The sequence below is a fragment of the Streptomyces sp. NBC_00400 genome (assembly GCF_036048035.1).
In the GTDB taxonomy this organism is placed as follows: domain Bacteria; phylum Actinomycetota; class Actinomycetes; order Streptomycetales; family Streptomycetaceae; genus Streptomyces.
This window is the reverse complement of the sequence record NZ_CP107940.1, coordinates 1,618,614-1,642,000: the sequence shown is the minus strand read 5'-3', so window position 1 is coordinate 1,642,000 and position 23,387 is coordinate 1,618,614. Positions and strand designations below refer to the sequence as shown.

13 protein-coding genes are annotated in these 23,387 nt (G+C 73.5%); 11 read left to right on the top strand and 2 right to left on the bottom strand.

What is annotated here, in order from left to right:
- Window positions 1-3 precede the first annotated feature (3 nt).
- From OHS81_RS07210 to rsgA, 9 genes are all read left to right on the top strand, one after another.
- A complete protein-coding gene (locus tag OHS81_RS07210; protein WP_328383522.1) occupies window positions 4-2,496 on the top strand; it encodes a hypothetical protein in 2,493 nt (830 codons plus the stop codon).
- Window positions 2,489-3,547, top strand: coding sequence for a hypothetical protein (locus OHS81_RS07205; protein WP_328383520.1), 1,059 nt, complete (start codon window positions 2,489-2,491; stop codon window positions 3,545-3,547). The genes OHS81_RS07210 and OHS81_RS07205 overlap by 8 nt, the downstream gene beginning before the upstream one ends.
- On the top strand, window positions 3,547-4,098 hold the full coding sequence (locus OHS81_RS07200) for a Pycsar system effector family protein (protein ID WP_328383518.1): 552 nt from the start codon (window positions 3,547-3,549) through the stop codon (window positions 4,096-4,098). Before OHS81_RS07205 ends, OHS81_RS07200 begins: the two co-directional genes overlap by 1 nt.
- A 117-nt stretch (window positions 4,099-4,215) precedes the next feature.
- The gene (locus tag OHS81_RS07195) at window positions 4,216-6,489 is read left to right on the top strand and encodes a VWA domain-containing protein (RefSeq protein ID WP_328383516.1); all 2,274 of its coding nucleotides are present in this window, start codon (window positions 4,216-4,218) and stop codon (window positions 6,487-6,489) included.
- A 130-nt stretch (window positions 6,490-6,619) separates the two neighbouring features.
- Window positions 6,620-10,111, top strand: a complete 3,492-nt coding sequence (locus tag OHS81_RS07190; RefSeq protein ID WP_328383515.1) for a tubulin-like doman-containing protein — start codon at window positions 6,620-6,622, stop codon at window positions 10,109-10,111.
- Complete coding sequence (locus OHS81_RS07185; protein WP_328383513.1) at window positions 10,108-12,669, top strand: hypothetical protein; 2,562 nt, start codon at window positions 10,108-10,110, stop codon at window positions 12,667-12,669. Before OHS81_RS07190 ends, OHS81_RS07185 begins: the two co-directional genes overlap by 4 nt.
- Complete coding sequence (locus tag OHS81_RS07180) at window positions 12,666-14,777, top strand: hypothetical protein (RefSeq protein WP_328383511.1); 2,112 nt, start codon at window positions 12,666-12,668, stop codon at window positions 14,775-14,777. The genes OHS81_RS07185 and OHS81_RS07180 overlap by 4 nt, the downstream gene beginning before the upstream one ends.
- A complete protein-coding gene (locus OHS81_RS07175) occupies window positions 14,774-16,747 on the top strand; it encodes a hypothetical protein (RefSeq protein ID WP_328383509.1) in 1,974 nt (657 codons plus the stop codon). Before OHS81_RS07180 ends, OHS81_RS07175 begins: the two co-directional genes overlap by 4 nt.
- Before the next feature lie 327 nt (window positions 16,748-17,074).
- Window positions 17,075-18,202 carry a ribosome small subunit-dependent GTPase A gene (gene rsgA, locus OHS81_RS07170; RefSeq protein ID WP_328383507.1) on the top strand — a complete coding sequence of 376 codons (1,128 nt, stop codon included), beginning with the start codon at window positions 17,075-17,077 and terminating at the stop codon, window positions 18,200-18,202.
- A 416-nt stretch (window positions 18,203-18,618) separates the two neighbouring features.
- Here the strand turns inward: rsgA and OHS81_RS07165 are convergent, their stop codons facing one another.
- Window positions 18,619-19,101, bottom strand: a complete 483-nt coding sequence (locus tag OHS81_RS07165; RefSeq protein ID WP_328383505.1) for a DUF456 domain-containing protein — start codon at window positions 19,099-19,101, stop codon at window positions 18,619-18,621.
- 457 nt (window positions 19,102-19,558) lie between these two features.
- On the opposite strand from OHS81_RS07165, the gene OHS81_RS07160 reads away from it, so the two are divergent.
- Together OHS81_RS07160 and OHS81_RS07155 are read left to right on the top strand one after the other, a co-directional pair.
- On the top strand, window positions 19,559-21,166 hold the full coding sequence (locus OHS81_RS07160; RefSeq protein ID WP_328383503.1) for a protein phosphatase 2C domain-containing protein: 1,608 nt from the start codon (window positions 19,559-19,561) through the stop codon (window positions 21,164-21,166).
- 192 nt (window positions 21,167-21,358) lie between these two features.
- Entirely contained in the window at window positions 21,359-23,101 is a 1,743-nt protein-coding gene (locus OHS81_RS07155) for a pyruvate dehydrogenase (RefSeq protein WP_328383501.1), read from the top strand.
- 17 nt (window positions 23,102-23,118) lie between these two features.
- On the opposite strand, the gene OHS81_RS07150 is transcribed toward OHS81_RS07155, so the two are convergent.
- Complete coding sequence (locus OHS81_RS07150; protein ID WP_328383499.1) at window positions 23,119-23,343, bottom strand: hypothetical protein; 225 nt, start codon at window positions 23,341-23,343, stop codon at window positions 23,119-23,121.
- Window positions 23,344-23,387 lie beyond the last annotated feature (44 nt).

Below are 23,387 nucleotides of genomic sequence, written 5' to 3'. Positions count from 1 at the left end.
CACGTGGCCGAGGAACAACAGCAGGCGGACGCTTCCCCGGGCCCCGCGCCCCGGAAGCCGGCCGGGGGCCCCGCTCCCGAAGCCGGCCACAAGGCCAGGGCCGGGGACGGCGACGACAGGCCGCGTGGGGAAGAAGGAGCGGCGGACGGCGGGGACCTTGCTGACGGTGAGGCGGCGGAGAAGGAGAAGGAACGGGAGCGCGCCGCAGGGCGGTTCAGGGAGCACACCCGCGATCCGCTCGCCGAGGCGGAGGGCGAGGACGGCCCCACCGATCTCGCCGCCGCCTCGCGGGCCCGCCGCTCCACCCGGATGCTGTTCGACACCGGCCGGGACCTGAACAGCTTCGACCGTTCGTATATCCAGAGCGCCCATATCGGCGATATCCATCTGCGGATGGACGCCCGCCAGTCCAACGCGGGGATGCGCAGCGGGCCCGTTCCCGACGAGGAGCTGCGCCGGCTCCGCCGGGTCCATGTGGAGCCGAAGGGGTACGTGCAGCTGCGCAATGCGCTCGATGCCCGTCGGCTGCTGGTGCTCGGGGCCGCGCCCGGTACCGGACGTACCAGCACCGCGCTCGCGCTCCTCGACGAGGTCACCGCCCGGGTGGGGAGCGACCAGGGCACGGAGACCGGGACCGGCTCCCGGGTGCGGCGGGTCGACCCGGACGTACGGGGGCTGGCCGGCTCGCTGGAGGAGCGGCCCGGCACCGGGTACCTGCTGGAGCTCTCCCTCGCCGGTCCTGGTTCGCTGCCGCCGGACGAGATGGACCTGGACGGGCTGGCCGCGGCCCTGGACGAGCGCGCCTCGTTCGCGGTGATCGTCGTGACGGTCGGATCGGCGGCGAACCCGCTGCTGGCCGGCCGGTACGGGATGCGCTGCCCGCCCGTACCCACGCAGGAACTGCTCACCACCCGGCTGCGGGAACGACTGGAGGACCGCCTCGCCACCGCGCAGGCCGGAACCCCGGACGGCGGGCCCCGGGTGGCGGACCTGCTGAGCCAGGCGGAGGAGCTGGCGCGCGGGAAAGCGGTCAGGGACGCCGTCGGGCTGGAGGAACTGCGGCCCTCCGAGGCCGAGTTGGTCGCGTCGCTGCTGGCCGGGCATCTGCTGGGTGACGTCTCGTACGAGGAGCTGCTGTCCGGTTGCCGGAGCCTGGCTGCGGACCAGGCCAGGGAGTGGTTCGCCGGCGTGGACCGGGCCTTGGCCGCGCCTCCCTCCGGTACGGAGCCGAGCGCGGGGCGGCCGGGTACGGCGGCCCTCTTCCACCCGGTGGCGTTCCGTATCGCGCTCGCCGTACTGGGCGGGGCCTCGCGCAGCGTCGTGGCCACCGCCGCACATCTGCTGACCTGGGAACTGTCCGTACAGAGCGATCCGGACAACACGCCCGCACGCCCGCTGTTCTGTGACGACCCGGAATCCGATCTGGCACTCTCGCGTGCCGAACCGACCGACGGCACGGTCGAGGTGGCCGGCGCCGAGGTGGGCGCCCAGCTGATCTGGTACCAGGGTTCCGCCCTGCCCGCCGCGGTGCTGACCGAGATCTGGGACCGGCACTTCCCCACCAGGGCGCCGGTCGTCCGGTGGCTGCGGCTGCTGGCGGACGACCCCCGCCCCCAGGCGTGGATGCGCGCCGCGGTAGCCGCCGGGGAGCTGTGCGTACGGGACTTCGACCACGGCTACGCGGAGCTGATCCGGCCGCTCGCCGAGGCGTCCACGCCACGCCGGAGGATCTTTGCGGCCACCACGCTGGACCAGGCGGCCGGCCACGCCACGCACCGCAGGGCGGTGTGCAAGCTCGTCGACGACTGGAGCAGGTACGGGACGAAGCCGCTCCGCTGGACCGCGGCGATGGCGCTGGGCTACGGGAACGCCGCCGCCACGACGGACGACGCCCTGGACGCCCTGGCCCGGATCGGGGTGCGCGACAACGGGGACCAGCTGGCGGCCGCCTCGTTCAACGTCGTACGGCTGCTGGCCCTCCCGGACGGTGCGCAGGTGCTGCGGCGGATGTCCGACTGGACCCACCACCGACGCGAGGCGTACCAGGACCTCGGTCTGGTGACCACCGTCCGGCTCGCCGTGACCCCGGTGGACGAGGTGCTGAACGACGAGCCCGGCTCCCCGCTGGCGGACCGCGGGGACTGGCCGCTGCCGCTCGCCCTCGCCGCCACGCGTCCCGAACTCGTCCTCCCCATGGCCGACTTGATGTGGACCGCGCTCAACACCCCACGGTCGCAAGAGGTGGCCGTGGACGCGCTGGAGGACTTGCTGCGATCCGCCGTGCGCAAGGGCGGAGGGCAGTGGACCCAGCCGGGCCTGGCGGCGCTGCTGCCCGCGCTGATGACAAACGAGCACGACCGGCGGCGGCTGGACTGGCTGCTGCGCCGGATGATGAACGATCCGGAGAATCCGCTCCCCGACGCGCAGGCGCGCTCCTTGTGGTGGCTCGCCGTCCCGCCGCGGGACCGGACGGGCGAGGAGGAGAGGGATGGCTGAGCACGAGGGCGTGGCGCCGGACGGGGGCGCGGAGTACGGCCCGGGCCCTGCGGGCCCGTTCCTGCGGGAGTACACACCGGCGGGCCCGTTCCGGCAGACGAGTGCCCGCACGGCCTCGGTGCTGTTCTACCGGAACGGCGGCTACAGCGTGGCCACCGTCTCCGGTGTCCAGCACTACGACAAGCGGGCGCTGGCCCGGCCGCACACCATCTGCGAGATCGCGCTCGGCACCTTCGAGACGACGCTCCAGATGGAGCTGCCGGCCGCGGGCGGCACCACGTTCTTCAAGGCCGAGGTGGACATCCACTGGTCCGTGAGCGATCCCCATCTGGTGGCGACCGAGGTCGTCACCGATGTCGCCGGGCGGCTCACCGCCCCGACGCTGGAGCGGCTGCGCGAGGTCTCCGCGGAATTCCCGGTGGCCCAGGCCGAACAGGCCGACCGTGCCATCACCCGTCACTGTGCCGGTGGGCGCTGGGACGACCTGGGTGCCGAACTCGGCCTGCGGGTACGGCTGTACGTCCGTCTGCGGGTGGACGACCGGACCATCCACCACATGGACGGCATCCGGGACGCGCATGCCTCGGCCGAGCTGACCCGGGTCCACCAGAACAAGTTCCGGGCGATGCTGCAGGGCGGGGAGCTGGACCAGCTCAGCTACATGCTGGCGGCCGAACCCGAGGCCGCCAAGGACTTCCTGGAGAAGATCCGGCAGGAGGGCAGGCAGGACGAGAAGGAACGCGTCGACCGGCTCTTCGCCATGGTCGACAGCGGTCAGATCCACTCCAACGACGTGGAGTCGCAGGCGCTGGCTCTCCTCAACCGGGGCCGCCGGCACGTCCAGGGGCCCATCGGCTCGCTGCCCGCCCGCCGGGACACCCCGCAGCTGGATCCGCCCGAGCCGTTCACCCCGGACTGGGTGGCCGACGAACCGGCCTCCCGGGCCGGGGGCCGGCCCCACCCGAGCAAGGAGGAGGACGCCGCACCGGAGCCGCCCCGCCGCCGGAGCCGCAGCCGGGACGACGGATGGTCCTGGGCGGAGGAGGACTGATGGCTGCCGACGGCGGCGCACACACCTCCCCCGATCCGGTCGTGCCGGTGCCGGACGGGGGTCTGCACGGGCACGGCCGGACGGGGGAACGCATCGCGGAACGACTGCTGCTCACGGTCCGGGAAGACCTCGGCCGGGCCGACTCGAAGGCGGCTGTGCTGCTCTCCGGGGCGCTGGCACTGCCCGCGTTCCTGATCGGGCGGCACGGCACGCCCGAATGGCACGGGCCCGCCGACATCACGCTGGTCGTCGCGGGTCTGCTCTGGGCGGTCGCGGTGACCGCGCTGGTCCGGGTGCTCATGCCGCGTACCGGCACGCTCCGCAGCGGGAGCGGGGTGACGTTCTTCGGCGACCTGCTGGCTCCCCACGACCTCGCGCGGCTGTCCGCCGAGCTCGCCGAGGCGGGGCGTGATCCGGCCGGGTGGCTGCTCGTCCAGGCCGTGGACGTCAGCTCGATCCTGGCCGCCAAATACCGGGCCATCCGCTGGGGAGTGGGCGCACTGGCCCCTTCGGCAGCACTGGCCCTGGCCTGGGGTCTGACCGCGCGCTGACCCGCGGCCGGCCCGCGCCGTCGACGACGGCGCACCACTACGCACATGACGCAGAGACGAAATAAGGGGACGGCCGTGGGAGCAGTCAGGGGAAAACGGCAGACAAGAAGGGGCTGGGTGCGCCGCGGGACGGTCTCTGTACTGGGCGGCGCCGCGGTGCTCGTGTCCCTGCTGGCACCCGCCGGCGCTGATCCGGTGCCGGCGGCGGCGTCCAAGCCGGCCTTCGCCTCCGTCAACTACGCCGTCGCGGTGGACGAGTCCGCCAGTCTCGCGCCCGAGGACATGAAGGCGGAGAAGGCCGCCGCCGCCCGGATCGCGCTGGGCGACGTCTCCTCGTCCTCCCATGTCACGGTCTTCGGATTCGCCGCCGCCGAATCCGGTGACCAGCGGGCCGTGGACCCGGTGTGCCCGCGGACCACGCTGGACGCGGCGGGACGTGAATCGATCGGCGGGTGCGTCGGCAAGCTGCGCAGCCGGAAGAAGAACGAGGGCACCGGCACCGACTTCCCGAGTGCGATACGCCAGGGAGTGCACGAACTCAGCACGGGCACCGACCCGTCGGTGCCCAGGGTGCTGTTCCTGCTCACCGACGGGGAGATGGACGTCACCGGCAGCCCTCAGTACGGCGATGCCGCGCACCGCGAGGCCGAGGGCAGGCAGCAGCTGGACCGGGAGCTCAAGAGCGCCGCCGCACAAGGGGTCCAGATCTGGCCGCTGGGCTTCGGACCCGCTCCGGACAAGGCGCAGCTCGACCGGATGGCCGCGGGCGGATACCAGAAGGGCTGTGTCGAACTGCCCTCCGCCCGCCCGACGGCCGGCAAGGTCTCCGGGGCGAAGGACGTCGGCCCGATGCTGGAGAAGGCCTTCGCCGCCGCCCATTGCCTGCGCTACCAGCCGGGAACCAGCAACCGGCCACCCGCCACCCTGGAGGTCGGCATCTCGCCGCTGGCGACCGTGGGCAGCATCGTCGTCGACAAGAGCGACCCCGCGGTGACGGTCACCTACCTCGACCCCAGTGGCCACAAGGTCCCCACCTCGGGGACCTACCGGAAATCGCGGTTCGAGCTGGCGGGCGCCGGTGCCACGGTCGAGGCGCTGAAGATCACCGACCCGGTGCCCGGCGTCTGGAAGGTGAAGGCCGAAGCCCCCGAAGGGCACCGCTCCCTTCCGGTCGGCGTCAGCGTGCTGTGGCAGGGCGAGCTGCGCGGCTCCCTCACCATGGACCCGCCGTCGCCACAGGCCGGACAGCAGGCCACGGTGACCATGCGCCTGCAGACCCGCGAGGGCTACGAGATCAAGGACCCGCATGACTACGCGGGGCTGAGGGTCCGCAGTGAGCTGACCGGGGACGGTTTCGCCCCGCAGACGCTGCGGCTCGCCGACGACGGGAAGGGGCCCGACCCCAAGGCGAGCGATGGCTCCTTCACCGGTTCCGTGAAGATCCCGAAGAGCGCCGCCGGGGCACTGAAGGTGAGCGGCACGCTGACGGCCTCGGGGCTGAGCGCCGACACCCGCAGCGAGAGCGGCCAGATCGCGCCCGGAGTACTGCCCGTCACCACGGCGCTCACCCTGCCGGCCGCGGAGGCCCACCCCGGTTCCACGGTCACCGGGAACCTGGCCGTGCACAACACCAGCGGTACCCGGCACACCCTGCGGCTGTCCGTCGCCGACGTCCAGCCCGGGCTGCTCTCGGTCAGCCCGGCCGAGATCGAGGTGAAGCCCGGCGAGTCCGGGACCCGGAAGGTGACGGTCGAAGTGGCCCCCGAAGGCGTCTTCGGCGACCGCCTCGACGACGACGGCCTGCGGCTCGGCGGCACCGTCACGGTCGTCGACACCACGGACCACGACCGGACGCTGGTGCGGTCCCCGCTCTCCGTGCCGGTGACGCCGGAGCCCGGCATCTGGGAGAAGTACTGGTGGGCGTTCCTGTCCGCCGCCGCACTGAGCGCGCTGGCCGCCGGGGCGGCCCTCGCCTGGCTGCGGCAGCGCCGCCTCCGCAGGGACCCGTTCGGCCTGGTGCTGCAACTGGTCTCCGAGGAGGGCGACGTCGTCGCGGAACACCCGGCCGGACACGGGCACAAGCAGTGGTACGCCTTCGCCGTCGTCGAGCCGCACCGCAGCCCGCGCATCGAGCGGCGCAGCCACGGCCCGTACGCCGTCCAGCGCAGCCCCGAGGGCGGAGCCGTCCTGCGCAAGCGCGGCGGTGGGCGGACCCGGCTGCCTGCCCGGGGGCAGGTCCCGCTGACCGATGCACTGAGTCTCTCCCTCGGTGAGGAGACCCGCAGCGCAAAGGTCCGTCGGCCGCGGTCTTCCCGGCCACGGACCACCACGGCCGCCACCCCCGCGGCCACCGAGGGCGGGAGCGCGAGCACCTACGAGTCGTACCGGTGAGGCGCAGGGCGGGCCGGTGCCTCACCGGCCCGCGGGCGCACACCGCCTCGCGGCCACCGTGCCGCGAGGAATCCACAGACGTACCGAGGACGAACCGGCCGCCGATACGGCCGCATGCGGGAGGGAACCCATGAAGATCTTCCAGCCGATGCTCTTCGTCGGCCTGGGCGGCACCGGCGGCCTGGTCGGTGCCGAACTCGAACGCAAGCTGCGCGCCGAGCTGTGCGGTCCGGACGGCGTCGCACTCAGCCACCTGAGCGGCCACGCCCCCTACCAGCTTCCCGACTGCCTCCAGTTCGTGTACGCGGACTACAGCGAATCCGACCTGCAGCGCCTGCCCCAGTTCAATGTGGACCCGTCGCTGCGCGCCGCGTACGCCCGTACCTCCCGGGCCACCCACAACCTGCTGCCGAACTTCGACAGTTCACCGGAAGTGACCAAGATGCTCCGGGCGAGCCTGCGCGACGAGGTCTCCGGCTGGCTGCCGCCGCGCATCGACGAGCCGAAGGTCACCCCGCTCCACAACGGCGCGGGGCAACTGCCCACCGTCGGGCGCGCCGCCCTGTTCGCCACGCTCCGGCACAGCCTCGCGCCGGTTCTGGAACCCCTCCTCCAGGCGATCGACGCGATCGCCAAATCGGCCGGGGAACTGAGCGAGCTCGGCGGCGGCAAGGTCAACGGCTGCGATGTGTTCGTCGCCTTCTCGGTTGCGGGTGGCACCGGCGCCGGGATCTTCCTGGACTATCTGCACTTGATCAACCACGCCTTCCACCTGCGCCGCTTCGACGGGGTGAAGATCTACCCGCTGGTCGTGATGCCCTCCTCGTTCTCCTCCGCCGCCGGCGGCGGACGGGAGGCGGAGCTCAACTCGGCCCGTGCTCTGGTCGACCTGTTCCGGCTGGTGGACGGGCAGAACGCGCCGACGGAGGGGGCGGAGATCGGCGACCTGGACCATGACTCCGGTCTGGGCATCCGCTACCCGGGCACGACACCGATCCGGCTGCGGACCGGCATTCTGCCCACCGCTTTCCTGTTCAGCCCGACCGCGGGTATCCGCCAGGACGACCTGCGCCGCTCCATCGTCTCCCTGGTGATGTCACTGATCGGCACCGAGCTGGGCGACGGCCGCTCCCGGGGCCGGACGACGGCGGCCGACGACGACTTCCAGACGTTCGCCGCGAGCTTCATCAACCGGGGGGTGCACCGCAGCGCCATGTCCCCCACCGGCATCGGCCGGCAGGGCGTCTCCACCAGCCTGGTGGCCTCCATGACGGCCCCGATGGACCAACTGGCCGACCTGGTGGCCGGCCGGCTGCTGCGGGAGGCGGTCACCGACCTGGTGGAGCGGCCGCGTACCGCGCTGCGGGACACCGCGGTGCCGATGATCCGGCAGTTGTTCGCCGACTCCCATCTCGAAGAGCTCTGGGAACGCCCGCAGCTGCCCGTACCGGAGCCCGACCCGCTGCCGCGCGGCAGCCGGGCCATCGAGCAGGCGCTCGGTGAACGCATCGCGGACATGCAGCGGCTGCTGTCCGACCTCCGGTCCATCGCCGACCGGCAGACCGCCTCGATGGCCGACCGGTTCGCCCCGCGCCCCGCCATCGACAAGCTCCTCCAGACCGTGGATCCCTTCCTCGCCGAACGCGTCGTGCGGGGCGTCCCGGACAGCGACGAACCGATCGCCCGGGCCGGGTTCCTGGGCATGCTCAACAGCCGCTCCGTCGCCCCCCAACGCCCGCCGGGGGTGACCGAGCAGCCGCCCAAGACCCCCCGGATCAAAGGCCGGATGGCCGGTATGTCGCCGGCCCGCTGGGGCGACGACGACGTGCAGGCGGCGCTCCAGGAGCAGGACACCTGGTACCAGTGGCGCAGCCGGATCCTGTGGCACGAGGCGTGGCGGGAGCAGCAGCAGCGCTGGCAGCCCCAGGCGGACGCGGCCGGGACCGACCTCGGACGTCTGGTCAACGCCTTCCGCAAACACTCCGACCAGGAGCGCAAGGTGTCCGCGCAGAAGGGCCTCGAACTGTACGAGGACCGCACCGGGATCTCCTATCTGCTGCCACCGCAGCGCACCCTCAACCACTTCTACGAGGACCTGGTCACCCGGCTGATCCGCCGGGAGGGGCTGCGCGACCACGACGACGAGGCCACGCTCCTGCTCAAGATGGTCGACGGGGACACCTGGCGCACGGTCCACTCGCTCAGCCGCCGCAGCCCCGACAGCGCGGTGGCACTCGTCAAGGCACAACTGGAAGGCCGCATCACGCGCCTGTTCGCCGAGGGCGGCGAACATCTGGAGGAGCGCCCGCTGCTGCCGTCCATGAGCACCCTGCTGGCCGCGGCCGCGGGCGACGCGGACGCCACCGACCACGTCAGCAAGGAGGCGCTCGACCTGTTCGGCCGCAAACTGACCGGGCTGCTGCCGGTGGGCTTCACCCCGGAGGGCACCGGACCGCTGCGGGTCCTGGTCACGCACCCGCGCGTGCAGGCCGTGGAGGAGGTGCAGGAGTACCTGGGCAAGGCGCTGCGGCTGCCCTCCGACGCCAAGAACTCCGTGGAGTACCGGGGGGTGGAGAGCGATTCGATCACCGTGGTCCTCTTCCGCAGCGAGATGAGCCTCACCCAGGTGCCCGAGGCCCGCAAGGTGCTGCGCCAGTGGGCCAGGGCGAAGGACTCCGAGCAGGCCCAGGACGTGCTGCGGTGGCGTCAGCGGCTCGGGTTCCGGGACAGCTGGATGGTCAGCAGCGAGGAGGACCGCCGCGCCATCCTGCACCGGCTGCTGTGCTGCATGTGGAACGGCCAGGTGGACGTGGTGGACGGCGACTTGGCATCGCCGGACCGCGTGCGGCTGAGGCTGTTCCCCGAGACGGGCGACAACGTGCCCGGTGTCCGGCTGCGGCTCGGTGACTTCCCCGGCGGCGTGTCGAGCTGGGCGGAGCTGCTGCGCGCGTACGAACGCTGGACCGTCCTCGACGACGAACGGATCGTCGAGGACTACTGCCGCGAACTGATGGGGGCCCAGCCGCTGGGTCTCGCCAGGAGCGGCAGCACACCGCATCCGCTCTTCGTCGAACTGGTCGAGACGGTCGCCCCGCGCCAGCTGGAACTGCTGGCGGACCGCCGCGAGCGCGGCGGCGAGCGGGTCGAGGGCTGGGTGCGGCCGCTGTGGGAGTTCTGGGCGGAGACGCTGCCGGCCGCTCTGGACAGCGAGTTCGGGGATCAGCGTGCCGTCCAGCCGACCCTGCGCACGCTGCTGGAGCACGTACGCGGCGGAACGCCGAAGCCGCGCGTCCGCAAAGAGCTGTCGGAACCCCGGCGTGCCGCCTCCGATGACGACGACTGGGGCACCGGACCGCGCGCCTCCGCCGGCGGGTACCAGGACGGCCGAGATGAGCGTGCGCGGCGCGCGGCGGACGACCATGACGACGGCGACGGCGAGACGTACGACGACGGCGCCCGGCGCTCCTCCGGGGACCGGGACCGCGTCAACGGGCACTCGGGCAGCGCCGACCGGCCGTGGGCGCCCTGGGACGACCCCGGCGCCGCACGTCCGGACGGCGGCACCGACGACCGCCGCAGTGACCGTGCACGCCGCAACCCCTGGGACGGTGATGCGGAGTGACCACCCCCGAGGACATCGGCGCCGTCATCCACCTGGACCTGCGCACCGGGGCGGCGGAACTCGGCACCGCCCCGGACCTGCGGGCCGCGGTCGCCCGGCAGCTGGGCAGGGCGGGGCTCCCGGAACCCGACCACCCGCTGTTCCTGGTGGTCGACACCCCCGCCGGACTGACCGACCACCAGCAGCAGTACGAACTGCTCACCGCCTACCGGGCCGTGGGCGAGGTCAGGATCCTGGTCCTTCTGGTGGGCAGTGCACCCGGTACGTATGACGGTGAGGACGAGATCCTGCAGCCGGACCGCCGGCTGGTACGGCCGGCGATGCTGCGGGCCTCGGGGACCGCCCTGCTGTGGGCGGGCGATCTGCGCTCCGCCCGCACGGCGCTGGAACAGCCTGCGCCCGATGCCCCGGAGGCGCTGGCGGTCCTGGTGGACCTGCTGTCGGTCCCGGACGTCTTCCTCAGGGTGCTCGACGACTTCGGGTCGCTGCCCGACACCGTCGCCGCGCCCGGGGTGCGGCTGCTGGAGCAGGACCTGCCGCCGGAGGTGCGCGACCGGGCCTGGCGCGATGCGCTCGCCCGGTTCGCCGGCGAGGACACCGAACTCGTACCAGGTCTGCCGGTGGCCGCCCGGGCAGCCGCTGATCTGCCGGAGCCGCTGCGGGGGCTGGTGGCGGGCCGGACCGGCCGCGACCTGCGGCACCGTGAGGCGGGCGGAGCGGCGGACGCCGCGTACCGCGCGTGCGCGGCGGCCCTGGACGACGCCGAGGCGTCGCTGGCCGGGCTGCGTTCCGTCCCCGGACTGCTGAGGGTTTCTGGCAGGGAGGCGTTCGAGGCGGACCTCGACCAGGCGCACCAGGCGCTCGGCGACTACCGGGACCTCGTCGGCACGGCTCTGCACAGCGGCGGCTCCGGCACGGTACCGTCCGCCGCCGAAACGGCGGCCCGGCTCGCGGTCCTCGGTCTGCGGGTGCCCTCGGCCGAGGGCGTGGGGGAGCGGATCGGCGAGGGCCTGCGGGAGTTCGCCGGCAGGCTGCTGGGGCAGGGGCTCGCCTTGCGTACGGTGGCCCAGCGCTTCACCGGACTGGCCGGCCGGGTGGAGCCGGTGCCGGGTTCGGCGCTGCTGCCGAAGCTCGCCGAGCACTCCGCCGAGGCGGTGGCCCGGCGGTCCGGGACGGGCAGTGGCCCGGTGCCGGGACCGGTGGCCGGGCCGTCGGCGGCGGCCGCGGCGGGGCTGCTCGGCGCGTTGTGGCAGGGGCCGTTCGTGGCGCTGGCGCTCGCTGTCCCGCTGCTGTTCCTCGGCCTGGCGGCGTTCGGCGCATCCCGGCTGCGGGGGACCGGACACCCGGGGCGCTGGGCCACGGGCCCCCGGGCCGCGGCACCCGTCGGTGCCGTGGCCGGGGTGGTCCTGGCGTACGCGACCGAGCCTCCGCTCTGGCTGAGCGCCCCCGCTCTGGTGGTGGCCCTCGGCCTTGCGGCGGAGACGGCGCGCCGGCTCTGGCATGCGGCGGCCGGCTGCTGGGCCACGGGCCACGGGACCACCGCGCTGCGCCAGGCCCTGAGCGGGCTCGATGCGCTGCTGGCCGAGGCGGTCCGTGAGCACTGGGCCGCAGACGAACGCCTGTACTGCGCCGACGCGGCCCGGTCCGTCGCCGGCATGCTGCGCGCGACGGCCGCCGCCGCGGACGCCGAGGCGGCGGCAGAACCGGAGCGGCCCCCGGCCACCGTCGCGTCCTGCGCCACCGAGCCGCCGGACGCGGACGACTGGCTGTCCAGCGCCTCGCCCCTGGAAACGGACGTCTTCGCCGCATCCGATGACGAGGACGGCGACTGGGCGAGCGCGTACGCCTGGGAGGACGGGCCCTCCTGGGACGAGGCCTCCGCAGAGCAGAGTGCGGCCCGGCCCGCCGACCCGTGGGAGGACGGCACCGCCGGGGCTCCGCGCTGGCTGGACCGGGAGAGCGGCGAGGGCGGGCCGGAGCTGGTGGCCACGCTCGCCGGTGATCTGACGGATGCCGCCATGGTCGCGATGGCCCCCTACTGGGGGGCCGTCGAACGGGGCCAGGCCGGTGCCCTCGCCCTGCGGCGCACCGAGGACCGGGTCCGCGAACTGCTGTCGACGGCCCGTCGGCACCTCCAGCGCAACGGGGTGCCGGCCCCGCCCCCGTTCGCCGCCGCACACCGGATCCGCGCCACCTCGGCGAACCTGCTGGGGACCGACCCGCAGCGGGTGGCCGAGCTGGTCGGCGCGGAGCCCGAACGGCAGGCCGTGGTGCAGCTGTCCTCGCCCGAACAGGGCACACTGCTCAGCCGCGACCCGGCGGCGGCGGTGTGGATCAGGTTCGCACCGGAGGCCGTACGCGCCGAGGTCGAGAAGGCCTGGCGGACGAGCGGTGCGGCCTGGCCCCAGGGGACGCTGTGGACTTCGTCGGGACGGTACGCCGGCCTGATCCGGCTCACCCCGCTGCGGATGGGAGTGGTGGACACCGTCCGGCCCCGCGAGAGCCCCGCAGCCGACCGCGCGGACGCGTACGAGCGAAGGGACGGTGACCGCTGGTGACCGGCAGCCCGCACTCCCACCCGGTGGAGCCGGACCGTTCGCAGCGGACCTCACTTGCCTTCACCGTCCCCTCCGGCCGGCGCCGTATCGCCCCCGTCCGCTTCGGCCGCGAATCCCGCCGCGATCCGCTGCTGCCCCAGCGGATGCGCAACGGCCTGCTCGACGACGAGGGACAGCAGGTCGTCCAGGTGCGTCTGACCGCCGCCGACGCGGCGAACCCGGCGGCGCGGGCACTGCTGGACGCCGAGACGGGCACGGCCCTGCACCTGCACCGGGTGCTCGTCGACACGGAGTACGCGACGCTCTTCCCGAGGATCGTCGGCCACGAACTGGACACCGCCGAGCCGTTCTTGCTGTACGCCGCACCGCGCGGCACCGCCGCCGTGCGCACCCATGTGATGTCCGCGACCGACCAGCGGGTCTTCGCCCGCGATCTGATGCTGGGGCTGTGCCTGCTGGAGCGCCAGGGCCTGGTGTTACGCGGCATCTCACCCGCCACCGTGCTCTGGGACGGCACCTCGCTCCAGCTCTGGGGGCTGGAAGGGGTGGCCCGCACCGGACGGCCCAGGACCCGGTGGGGCCGGGCGCCCTACTGCTCGCCCGAACAGCGCAGGGGCGAGGGCCTCGTCGACTCCCGGGACGCGGTGTGGAGCGCGGCCCAGGTGCTCTACCAGCTGGTGACCGGCCGGCCCGGCCCCGCCGACCGGGCGCCCGCCGACCTCGGCGAGCACCGGGTGCTCGCCGAGACGCTGCGGGGCGCTTTCGCCCCGCTGGCAGCCGGCCGGCCGACGCCCGCCCGGCTGCTCGACCTGCTGGCCCCGGGTGCCGACCGGCGCATCGCGCTCTCCGTGCCGGCCGACGAGACGCGCCCGCACCGGGAGGCATTCGCGCACGCGCTGCGTCTCAAGCGGCAGGCGCCCGCCGCCGCACCCCGCGACGGGGCCGGGGCACCGGCAGACAGAAGCAACGGTGAAGTGCTCTGCCCGTATTGCCTGGAGACCATCCAGCTCGACCTCACGTCGCTGTTCGTCACCGACAGCAAGATGCAGTACCGGGCCCTGGATCCCTCGGGCATCAGCAACCCCTTGCGGCGCCAGGACATCATGCGCGGTGCCGTCCAGAAGTGCACGGCGGACCCGGACTTCCCCGAGCACTTCATCCCGGTGCCCTACCTCACCTACGGCCGCCCCCTGACCGTCGCGATGGTCGGCCAGTCCTCCACCGGCAAGAGCCACCTGCTGACCCAGATGATCGCGGAGATCACGGACGGCGGCCTGGAGCCGTTCGGCCTCCAGTGGCAGTCCGTCAACCCGGAGCAGCACGCCCGGTTCGTACGGGAACGGGTGCAGCCGCTGCGCAACGGCAAGGTCCTCGACCACACCGGCGGCCTCGGCCTGGACGGCTTCGCCCGCTTCGTGGAGTCCCTGCTGCTCACCGACGCGCGCGGGCAGGTGCGTCCGGTCGCCTTCTTCGACCTCGGTGGCGAGGACCTGGTACGCACCGATGCAGCGCTGCGCTTCCTGCTGGGAGTCGACGCCATGATCTTCGTCGTCGACCCGGCGCTGGCTCTCCCGCTGCCGCAGCTGGACCACGCCAGGGAACGCTGGGGTCTTGAGGTGAACCGGGACGGCGATCTCGCCTTCGGCACCGTCCTGGACCGACTGCCGAAGAACGGCCCGTATCCGGACGTGGCGGCCGCCATGGTGCTCGGCAAGGCCGACCTCCTGCGGTTCCAGCCACCTGTCGACCGCTGGCTGGGCGAGGCGCCGCCCACCGCGCTCGATCCCGCCCGGATACGCGAGGAAAGCCGGGACGTCTACGGGCTGCTGCGCCACCATGCCGGCCAGGCATGGCTGCGCCCGTTCGACACGATCCGCCGGTGCACCCTTCATGTCGCGTCGGCCACCGGCGGCCAGGAGGAACACGGCCGCTATCCGGCGGGAGCGGGGCCTCGGCGGGTGCTGGAGCCGCTGCTGTCCCTGCTGGCCATGCACGGGCTGATCGAAGTGACCGGCGGCGCCGAGGCGTTCGCCGTGGGGCCGGTATCCGCGCGGGAAGCGGAACCGTCGCCGGAAGCCAGGGAAACAGGGGGAGAGGAAGCGAAGTGAGCGACTTCCAGGAGCGGATGCCACCGGCCGGCAGCGGCGGACCGGGCGGTGGCGGGGCCGCGGGGCCGGTGCACCAGATGATCTTCCGGTGGGACGGCAACCAGGGCCGCCAGGGCACCGGCATGAAGGCCGTCGCCCACTCCTGCCCCGCCGAGCGCGCCGAGCAACTGGGCGCAGAACTCGGCCCGTTGCTGTGGGTGTCCGGTGCGGCGGCCCAGCGGCAGAGCGTCGTACGCACGCTGTCCCGCGACGGTGAGGTCATGCTCGTCCAGCGCTGGCCCACCACCGACCGCGGCGGACGGCCCAGCACGGTCAGCCATGTCCTGGTCGGTGACCCACGGGCGCTCAAGACCCGTCAGTGTCTCGGCCTCTCCCACGGCGGCTGGGGCAACCGGGAGTCCGCGGAGCGGGCCGCCGGGCGGCTGCGCCCGGTGGAGTGCGGGCAGCTCGACGAAGTGGCCCGGCGGCGGCTGCCGGGGATGCAGGAGCTGTTGCCGACGGTCCAGCACGCGCTGATCCTGGTCACCGCGGAGTGGCTGCGCGATCCGGCACAGCGGGTGTCGCTGCTCACGAACGAGGAGAAGCTGCCCGGCTGGCCGGGCCGGGACGCGGCTGGGCTGGTGTACCTGGGGCTGTTCCTGCTGTTCGGTTCGTGGCTCGGCCAGGAGTGGACGTTCGCCACGTACGACACGGCCGATACTCATCAGCTGCGTCTGATGTGCGTCCCGCGCTGGGAGCCGGACGCGGGCGGGCCGGGGCCGTTGGCCCGGATCACGGGCCACCCGCCGGCCGGCCTCCGGTTCGAGCACAGGGCGGCGGCCCGGCTGGTGAGCCACCTCCTGGCCCACCCGGCGGACGGTCCCGGTGTGCCGCAGCTGGCCGACGCGCTGAAGGACGGTGCGGCGCTGGGGTGGCCGGAGCGGCGCAGCCTGCTGAAGGAGATCCTGGACGCCGGCCCCCGGACCGGCCCCCGCACCGCCGCGGCCCCGCACCGCCTCCCGTCCCCGGAAGCCGAACCGGCCCGGGCCCCGGTCGCCCGGCCCGCCGCCCCGCAGCCGGAGCCCGCACCCGCGCCGCTCCCTCCTACGCCGACGCTCACCCCCGCGTCTCCTCCGCCGGCCGTCACGCCGGAGCCCCCAGCGGGGCCCGCCCCCACGCCCACACCCGCAACTCCGCTCCCCGTCCGGACGCCCGCCCCTCGGCCGGCGACCTTCGGTACCGGACCGACGGCAGCCCACGAAGCGTCCGCACTCCACGAGGACCTGTGTGCCCCCCAGCGCAGGAACGCCCTGCAGCGCGGCCTGCTGAGGGAGCGCCTGCGCACGCAGTCCGACGGCCTGCTCCTGGACGAGCTGCGCTCCGCCGAGCTGCCGCCGGACTCCTTGGATCTGCTGCTGCACGAGCTGGGCGACGACCACCGCGTCCGGGCGCGAGACACGGGGATGAGGCACGAGCTGTGTGCCGAAGTGCTCGGCCACGGCCTGTACTTCGAGCCGAACGGGCAGGGCGCGGAGGCCCTTTCGAGGACGGCCATGGCCAGACGGGCGGCCGACCTCTTCACCTGGGCCGTCGCCCCCCTGGCCCGGGACGAACGCTATCGGCGTGACCTGCAGGAGTTCTTGCACCGTATGTGCCTGGACCGTCACCCCACCGCGGGCAACTGGCTCTGGCAGAGCATCATCGCACCGGCGAACGGCCTGGCCCCTGACCTGCCTCCCGACCTGTGGCAGCAGATCCTGCGCGATGTGATCGGCCAGAGCGCTGCTCCGCGTACCGCTCCGCCCACGTCCCACGCCGCTTCCCACGCCGCCCCGGTGCCCACCACGTCCCCCGGGCCCTCCGCCACCGTGCCGGAGCCACCCACCTTCGCGGCCCGGCTCTCCGACCTGGCGACCAACCCGGGCTGCGTGGTGGGAACCGGCGTCGGAGTGATTGCCGTACTCATCGTGATCCTGGTGGTCTTTGTGTGACGCACCGTCAAGCCGGAGCTCTACCGGGCGGATGCGCCACCCCGTGAAGCGGCGCTCGACCGGGTGAGTGCCGCGGGAAAAAGGGTTGGCGCCGCCGCACCCCACTCCCGTAGGCTCCGTGTCGCAAGCCGTTGAGTGCGCGTGAACTTCCGCGTGAAATTTCGCGAGAACAGGAGGTGAGGACCGTGATGACTGTCATTGCGCCGGGCGCTGCCCGGAATCGGAAGCTCATCCATCCCACCCCTGTGGTCTCCGGCTGACCGACCTTTTCTTCTTCTCGCGCGTGCTGCGCGGAGCCGGGACCGCTCTTTGCGAAGGGTCATCCCGTTGTTCGACCTCGATTCCTCTGCTGCGCACCCGTTGACCGCCTATGGCTGGGACGACGGGTACGCGGAGAGTTTCACCCCCTATGCCGGGCAGGGGTTTGTGCCCGGCCGTATCGTCCGCGTGGACCGCGGGCGGGTGGATGTCGTCGTGCCCGAGGCCGAGGGCGTCCGGACCGTGCTGGCGGATACCGCACTCGTGGCGACAAGTGATCCGATGCGGGTGCCGTGTACCGGTGACTGGGCAGTGATCGACCTGGAGAACGGGCTGACCGGTGACCATCTCGACGGTGTCGTCAGGGCGTTGCTGCCGCGGCGTACGGCGTTTTTGCGGTCTGCTTCGTCCAAGCGTTCCGAGGGGCAGATCCTCGCGGCGAACGTCGATCATGCGGTGATTGCGGTGTCGTTGGCCGATGCGCTGGACCTCGGGCGTATCGAGCGGTTCGTCTCGCTGGCCTGGGAGGGCGGGGCGCAGCCGCTGGTGGTGCTGGCGAAGGCGGATCTGGCCGGAGGGCCGGACACGGTGGCGCATCTTGTCTCGGATGCGGAGTCCGCGGCTCCCGGTGTGCAGGTGCTGGCGGTCAGCTCGGCGACCGGGGACGGGATCGATGTGCTCTCCGCCGTGCTCGCCGGGGGCACGTCCGTACTGCTGGGGCAGTCCGGTGCGGGCAAGTCCACGCTGGCCAATGCCCTGCTCGGTGAGGAGGTGCAGCTGGTACAGGCGATCCGCGACCGGGACGGCAAGGGGCGGCACACCACGACCACCCGGGATCTGCGGGCGCTGCCCTGTGGTGGAGTGCTGATCGATACGCCGGGGCTGCGGGGCGTCGGAATGTGGGATGCGGGGGCCGGTCTGGCCCGGACGTTCTCGGACGTCGAGTCGCTGGCCGAGGGGTGCCGCTTCCACGACTGTGCGCATGAGGCGGAGCCCGGCTGTGCGGTGCAAGAGGCCGTCGAGAGCGGGGAGTTGCCCCTGCGACGGCTGGAGAGCTACCGCAAGCTGCTGCGGGAGAACCAGCGCATCGTGGCGAAGACGGACGCCCGGCTGCGCGCCGGGATCCGCCGGGACTGGAAGCAGAAGCAGGCGCTGGGGCGGCACATGATGGAGCGGAAGCGGGGGCCGCAGAGGTGAGGTGAGGCGGCGGCCTGGCGCCGGGGAACTCGCGGTACGGACCGTGCTCGGCGGCCCGCCGACCGGGCCGCCGCGCTGGTGCGGAGGTACGGCACCCCGCTGGATGCGGCGGACGCCGGGCCGCCCCACCTCTTTCCCGAGCCCGGTGAGCTGACCGGCGCGGAGATCGCGGAGCCGGTCCGTACGCGGTGCACCGCCCTCGCCGAGGGCGTGGTGCCGCTGGACGTGGGCACGGACCGTGGTGCCGCCGAACGGGTGCCGGTCGCGCTTCTTGGGCCGGCCCGCGGGCGGTGGAGGGGGGCCAGGTCTGCGGAGCTCTGTCGGGCGGCGGAGGTGCCGTCCTGGCGGACCTGCCCGCCTGCGCCGTGGCCGTCCCGTCCGGGGCGACGCCGCAACCCGCCGGCCCGGATGACGCCTCACCCCGCCGCCACCGCGCCCGCCCAGGCGCCGACCACCAGCAGGCAGGCGAACAGCTCGATCAGCACGCTCAGGCCGATGGCGCGCATGACCGTACGGGTCGAGGCCCAGGCATCGCCATGGCTGCCGAGCCGGACCCGTTCCAGCAGGTAGAGCCCGCCGACGGCGCCCAGCGGGCCGCCGATGACCGGGATCACGAAGAACCCCACGATGCCGGCCACCCCGGCCAGGAACAGCGCCCGGTACGGCGCGCCCGCGGCCCGCAGATTCCGGACCGGGAGCAGCCACTTCAGCGTCTGGTTGAGGAGCAGTACGGCAGTGGCGCCCATGAGCACCACCCAGGCGAGGGAGGACTTCTCGGACAGCGTCCACCACAGCACGCCCGCCCAGACGATGAGCGGCCCGGGGATACCGGGCACCAGCACCCCGAGCAGCCCCAGCAGCATCACCAGGCCGACCGCGGCCAACTGCCACGCACTCATGCGCCGGCCCCATATCGCCCGGCCGTCCCGCCTTCGCCGGGCAGGCAGTTTCTCCTGGCCCGCCGGCTGCTGTTCCTGGCCCGCCCGCTGCCCTCGCTCACGCGCCGGCCTCACTCCCGGCGGGCGCACGCCCCGTGACGGCTCGTACGCTGCACAGTCTCATGGACCCAGCGTGCCGGACGCGACCCGGAAGCGCTTGCCGGCCGGCCGGACCGGACGTGCCCGGCGGGTGCTCCGCCGTCAGCCCCGCCCCTTCCGTGTCACCCGGCAAACAGACAACGCCGGAGGGCGAACCGGCCGACACCCACGGCCACCCGGCCCGCCGGGCCCGAGCCCGCACCCGCGGCCCGCATCGGCCGCCCCTTCCGGCGGACGATCACCCGTAAGGGGCCGGCCGCCCGGTGGACGCTCTTTCGCGCCCTGTCTCCGCCGTGGCCGTCCAGGGACAATACGGCCCATGGATCAGCAGGGAGCCGCGCGGGGCCACGAGGACGACTGGTGGCGGCAGTTGTACGGCGACGGCGACGGCAGCGGCAGTGGTGGCGCGGGCGCGGGCGCCCCGGGCCGCGGCGTGGTGTGCGATGCCGGCCCGTCCGGCGCCGGCCCGTCCGATGTGGGCCCGTCCGGAGCCCCGGACACCCTCGATGACCGGGTCGCGTCGGCGCTGCGGACACTGAGAGGGCCGAGGCGGGCCGGTCCGGCACCGCAGGTGCCCCCGGACCGCGGCACGGCCGACCCGCCACCGCGGGAACCGCCGAGCCGGCCCGCCCCCTCCCCGCCCGAGCCGTCGGTACCGACCCCGCTCCGGTCCACCGGTCCCGGGAGGCACACGCCATCCGCCGAGCGCCCGTCCGCCGGCCTCCCGCTCTCCGATCGTCCGCCCATGGACGGCCCGTCTGTCGACCGCCCGCCCATGGACGGCCCGTCCATCGACCGCGCGCCGACCGATGCCCCGCCGACTGACCGCCGACCCACCGACCGCCGACCCACCGACCGCCGACCCACCGACCGCCGACCCACCGACCGGCGAGCCTCCCCGGCGCCCCGCCCCAAGCGGGCCACCCCGCCACCCACCGACCGGCCAACCACCCCATCGCCCCGCACTCCCCTGGACACCCCACCGCCCGCCACCGCCGGCCCCGCCGTCCCCGGTGACCGGCCGCCCTCCCCCGGGGCGGAACCGGGCGAACTGCCCGCCGCCGACCCGGCCGCGCTCGACGACCTGGTGCCGGACACCACGCTGGACGGCGCCCGGTACGGCGCGCTGACCCTGCGTGCCGCCTCACAGCGCGGCGACGCCGCCCGCCGGCGCGGCGACCTACGCCGTGATGCGCTGCTCACCGCCCGCTTCGGGGCCGGCCGGCACGCCCTGATCCTGGTCGCCGTCGCCACGGGCCGTCCGTCCGCCGAGGGCGCCCACCGCGCCGCCCGGGACGCCTGCACCTGGATCGGCGGCGCGGTCGGCCGCAGTTACACCCGACTGGCGGAGGACATCCGGACGGACCGTCGCGGTGCCCTCAAATCCGGGCTGCAGCGGCTCACCGAGCGCAGCTACGGCCCCCTGCGCGGCCGGTCGCCGGAGCGGGGCGTCCCACCGGAGCGGCACCCGGCCGCGTTGCGCTGTCTGCTGCTGCCCGCCGACCCGGACTGCCGTACCCGGGTGTTCTTCGGTGTCGGCGAGGGCGGCCTCTTCCTGCTGCGCGACGGCGCCTGGCAGGACCTGGAGCCCGCCGGGACGGCCCACCGCTCCGGAACGGCGACGGGCACCGGCCACCTGCCCCGGCCCGACACGGGCCCGGCGCACGACCCGCACCCGAACGCGAGCCCGGCACGGCCCGAGCCGTTCCTCTTCCGGACGGCCTTCGCCCGTCCGGGGGACACTCTGCTGCTGTGCAGCGCGGGTCTCGCCGATCCGCTGAGGGGGGAGCCCGCCTTCGCCGCCCGGCTGGCCGACCGGTGGTCCGCCGACGGGCCGCCGGGACTGGTGGACTTCCTCACCGCCGCGCAACTACGGGCCGAGGGCCACCCGGAGGACCGTACGGCCGTGGGGGTGTGGGAGTCGTAGCGCGGCCCGTACCGGGCCCCCGCCGCGGACCCGACGGCGAGGCGCAGCGGGAGGCGGGCCGGGGAGGCAGCCGCTGAGATATACGGGGAGGCACAGCGGGGGCGCACCGCGGCGCCCCATGGGTTCATGGGAGAGCAGCACCCACCACGCCGGCAGGGGCAATCAACCACCCGTCGAAGGAGCGAGCACGACATGGCGAAGCAGACCGTGGCCGAGCAGTTCGTGGACATCCTCGTGCGGGCGGGAGTACAGCGGCTCTACGGTGTCGTCGGCGACAGCCTCAACCCGGTGGTGGACGCCATCCGACGGAACTCCGCGATCGACTGGATCCAGGTCCGTCACGAAGAGGTCGCCGCCTTCGCCGCCGGGGCGGAAGCACAGCTCACCGGCTCCCTCGCGGCCTGCGCCGGCTCCTGCGGCCCCGGCAACCTGCACCTGATCAACGGCCTGTACGACGCCCACCGCTCCATGGCCCCGGTCCTCGCGCTGGCCTCCCACATCCCCTCCAGCGAGATCGGCACCAGCTTCTTCCAGGAGACCCACCCCGACCGGCTGTTCGCCGAGTGCAGCCACTACAGCGAACTGATCTCCAGCACCCGGCAGATGCCGCGGGTGCTGCAGACCGCGATCCAGCACGCCATCGGGCGGAGCGGGGTCGCGGTCGTCGCGCTCCCCGGTGATATCGCCGCCGAGCAGGCCCCCGAGCGCACCATCGAACACGCCCTGGTCACCGCGCGCCCGTCCGTCCGCCCCGGCGACGCCGAGACCGACAAGCTGGCCCGGATGATCAACGAGGCCGGCAAGGTCACGCTGTTCTGCGGCAGCGGTACGGCGGGAGCCCACGCCGAGGTCATGGAATTCGCCGAGCGGGTGAAGGCCCCGGTGGGCCATGCGCTGCGCGGCAAGGAATGGATTCAGTACGACAACCCCTTCGACGTCGGCATGAGCGGACTGCTCGGCTACGGCGCGGCCTACGAGGCCACCCATGAGTGCGACCTGCTGATCCTGCTCGGCACGGACTTCCCGTACGAGGCGTTCCTGCCCGACGACGTCACGATCGTGCAGGTCGATGTCCGCCCCGAACACCTGGGCCGCCGCTCCACGCTCGACCTGGCCGTCTGGGGCGATGTGCGCGAGACGCTGCGCGGTCTGATGCCCAAGGTGCAGCCGAAGACGGACCGCAGGTTCCTGGACCGGATGCTCAAGAAACACGCCGACGCCCTGGAGGGCGTGGTCAAGGCGTACACCCGCAAGGTCGAGAAGCACCTGCCGATCCACCCCGAGTACGTCGCCTCGGTCCTGGACGAGGAGGCCGCCGCCGACGCGGTCTTCACGGTCGACACCGGTATGTGCAATGTCTGGGCGGCCCGCTATCTCACCCCCAACGGCCGCCGCCGGGTGATCGGTTCGTTCAGCCACGGCTCGATGGCCAATGCACTGCCGCAGGCGATCGGCGCCCAGTTCCTCGACCGCGGGCGCCAGGTCGTCTCGATGTCGGGCGACGGCGGGTTCTCCATGCTGATGGGCGACTTCCTCACCCTGGTCCAGTACGACCTGCCGGTGAAGGTGGTGCTGTTCAACAACTCCTCGCTGGGCATGGTGGAGCTGGAGATGCTGGTCTCCGGGCTGCCGTCGTACGGCACGGGTTACCGCAACCCGGACTTCGCGGCCATCGCCCGCGCGGCCGGGGCCCACGGCATCCGGGTGGAGAAGCCCAAGCAACTGCGCGGCGCACTGCGCGAGGCCTTCAAGCACAAGGGGCCGGCGCTGGTCGACATCGTCACCGACCCCAATGCCCTGTCCATCCCGCCGAAGATCAGCGCCGAGATGGTGTCCGGCTTCGCCCTCTCGGCCGGCAAGATGGTGCTGGACGGCGGCGTCGGCCGGATGCTGCAGATGGCCCGCTCCAACTTGCGGAACGTTCCCAGGATTTAGTTCGGCGCGAGGACACCTCAACTGCCGGCGAGCCAGAGCACCCCGGCGGTGAAGAAGGCGACCGCGACGGCAGGCGCCGCGAAGCGGAGGCGGCGGATGCGGTCGACGCGGTGGAGCGCGAAGCCCAGGACAACGGCCGTGAGGAGAAGGGCGATCGTCCCGATCGTTCCCGGCAGGGCGCCATGGCTGTACCCGAAGTTGCCGGCGTGCCGTATCCACGCCAATGACCAGAAAAATTTCATTCCCCGCCCCCTGAATCCCTCACCAACGCACCCTGACCGATCGA

Bases quoted from the DNA above. Each gene is read 5' to 3' on its own strand.
- OHS81_RS07205 (WP_328383520.1), top strand. From the start codon at position 2,489: ATGGCTGAGCACGAGGGCGTGGCGCCGGACGGGGGCGCGGAGTACGGC.
- OHS81_RS07200 (WP_328383518.1), top strand. From the start codon at position 3,547: ATGGCTGCCGACGGCGGCGCACACACCTCCCCCGATCCGGTCGTGCCG.
- OHS81_RS07190 (WP_328383515.1), top strand. From the start codon at position 6,620: ATGAAGATCTTCCAGCCGATGCTCTTCGTCGGCCTGGGCGGCACCGGC.
- OHS81_RS07165 (WP_328383505.1), bottom strand. From the start codon at position 19,101: ATGAGTGCGTGGCAGTTGGCCGCGGTCGGCCTGGTGATGCTGCTGGGG.
- OHS81_RS07160 (WP_328383503.1), top strand. From the start codon at position 19,559: ATGGATCAGCAGGGAGCCGCGCGGGGCCACGAGGACGACTGGTGGCGG.
- OHS81_RS07155 (WP_328383501.1), top strand. From the start codon at position 21,359: ATGGCGAAGCAGACCGTGGCCGAGCAGTTCGTGGACATCCTCGTGCGG.
- OHS81_RS07150 (WP_328383499.1), bottom strand. From the start codon at position 23,343: ATGAAATTTTTCTGGTCATTGGCGTGGATACGGCACGCCGGCAACTTC.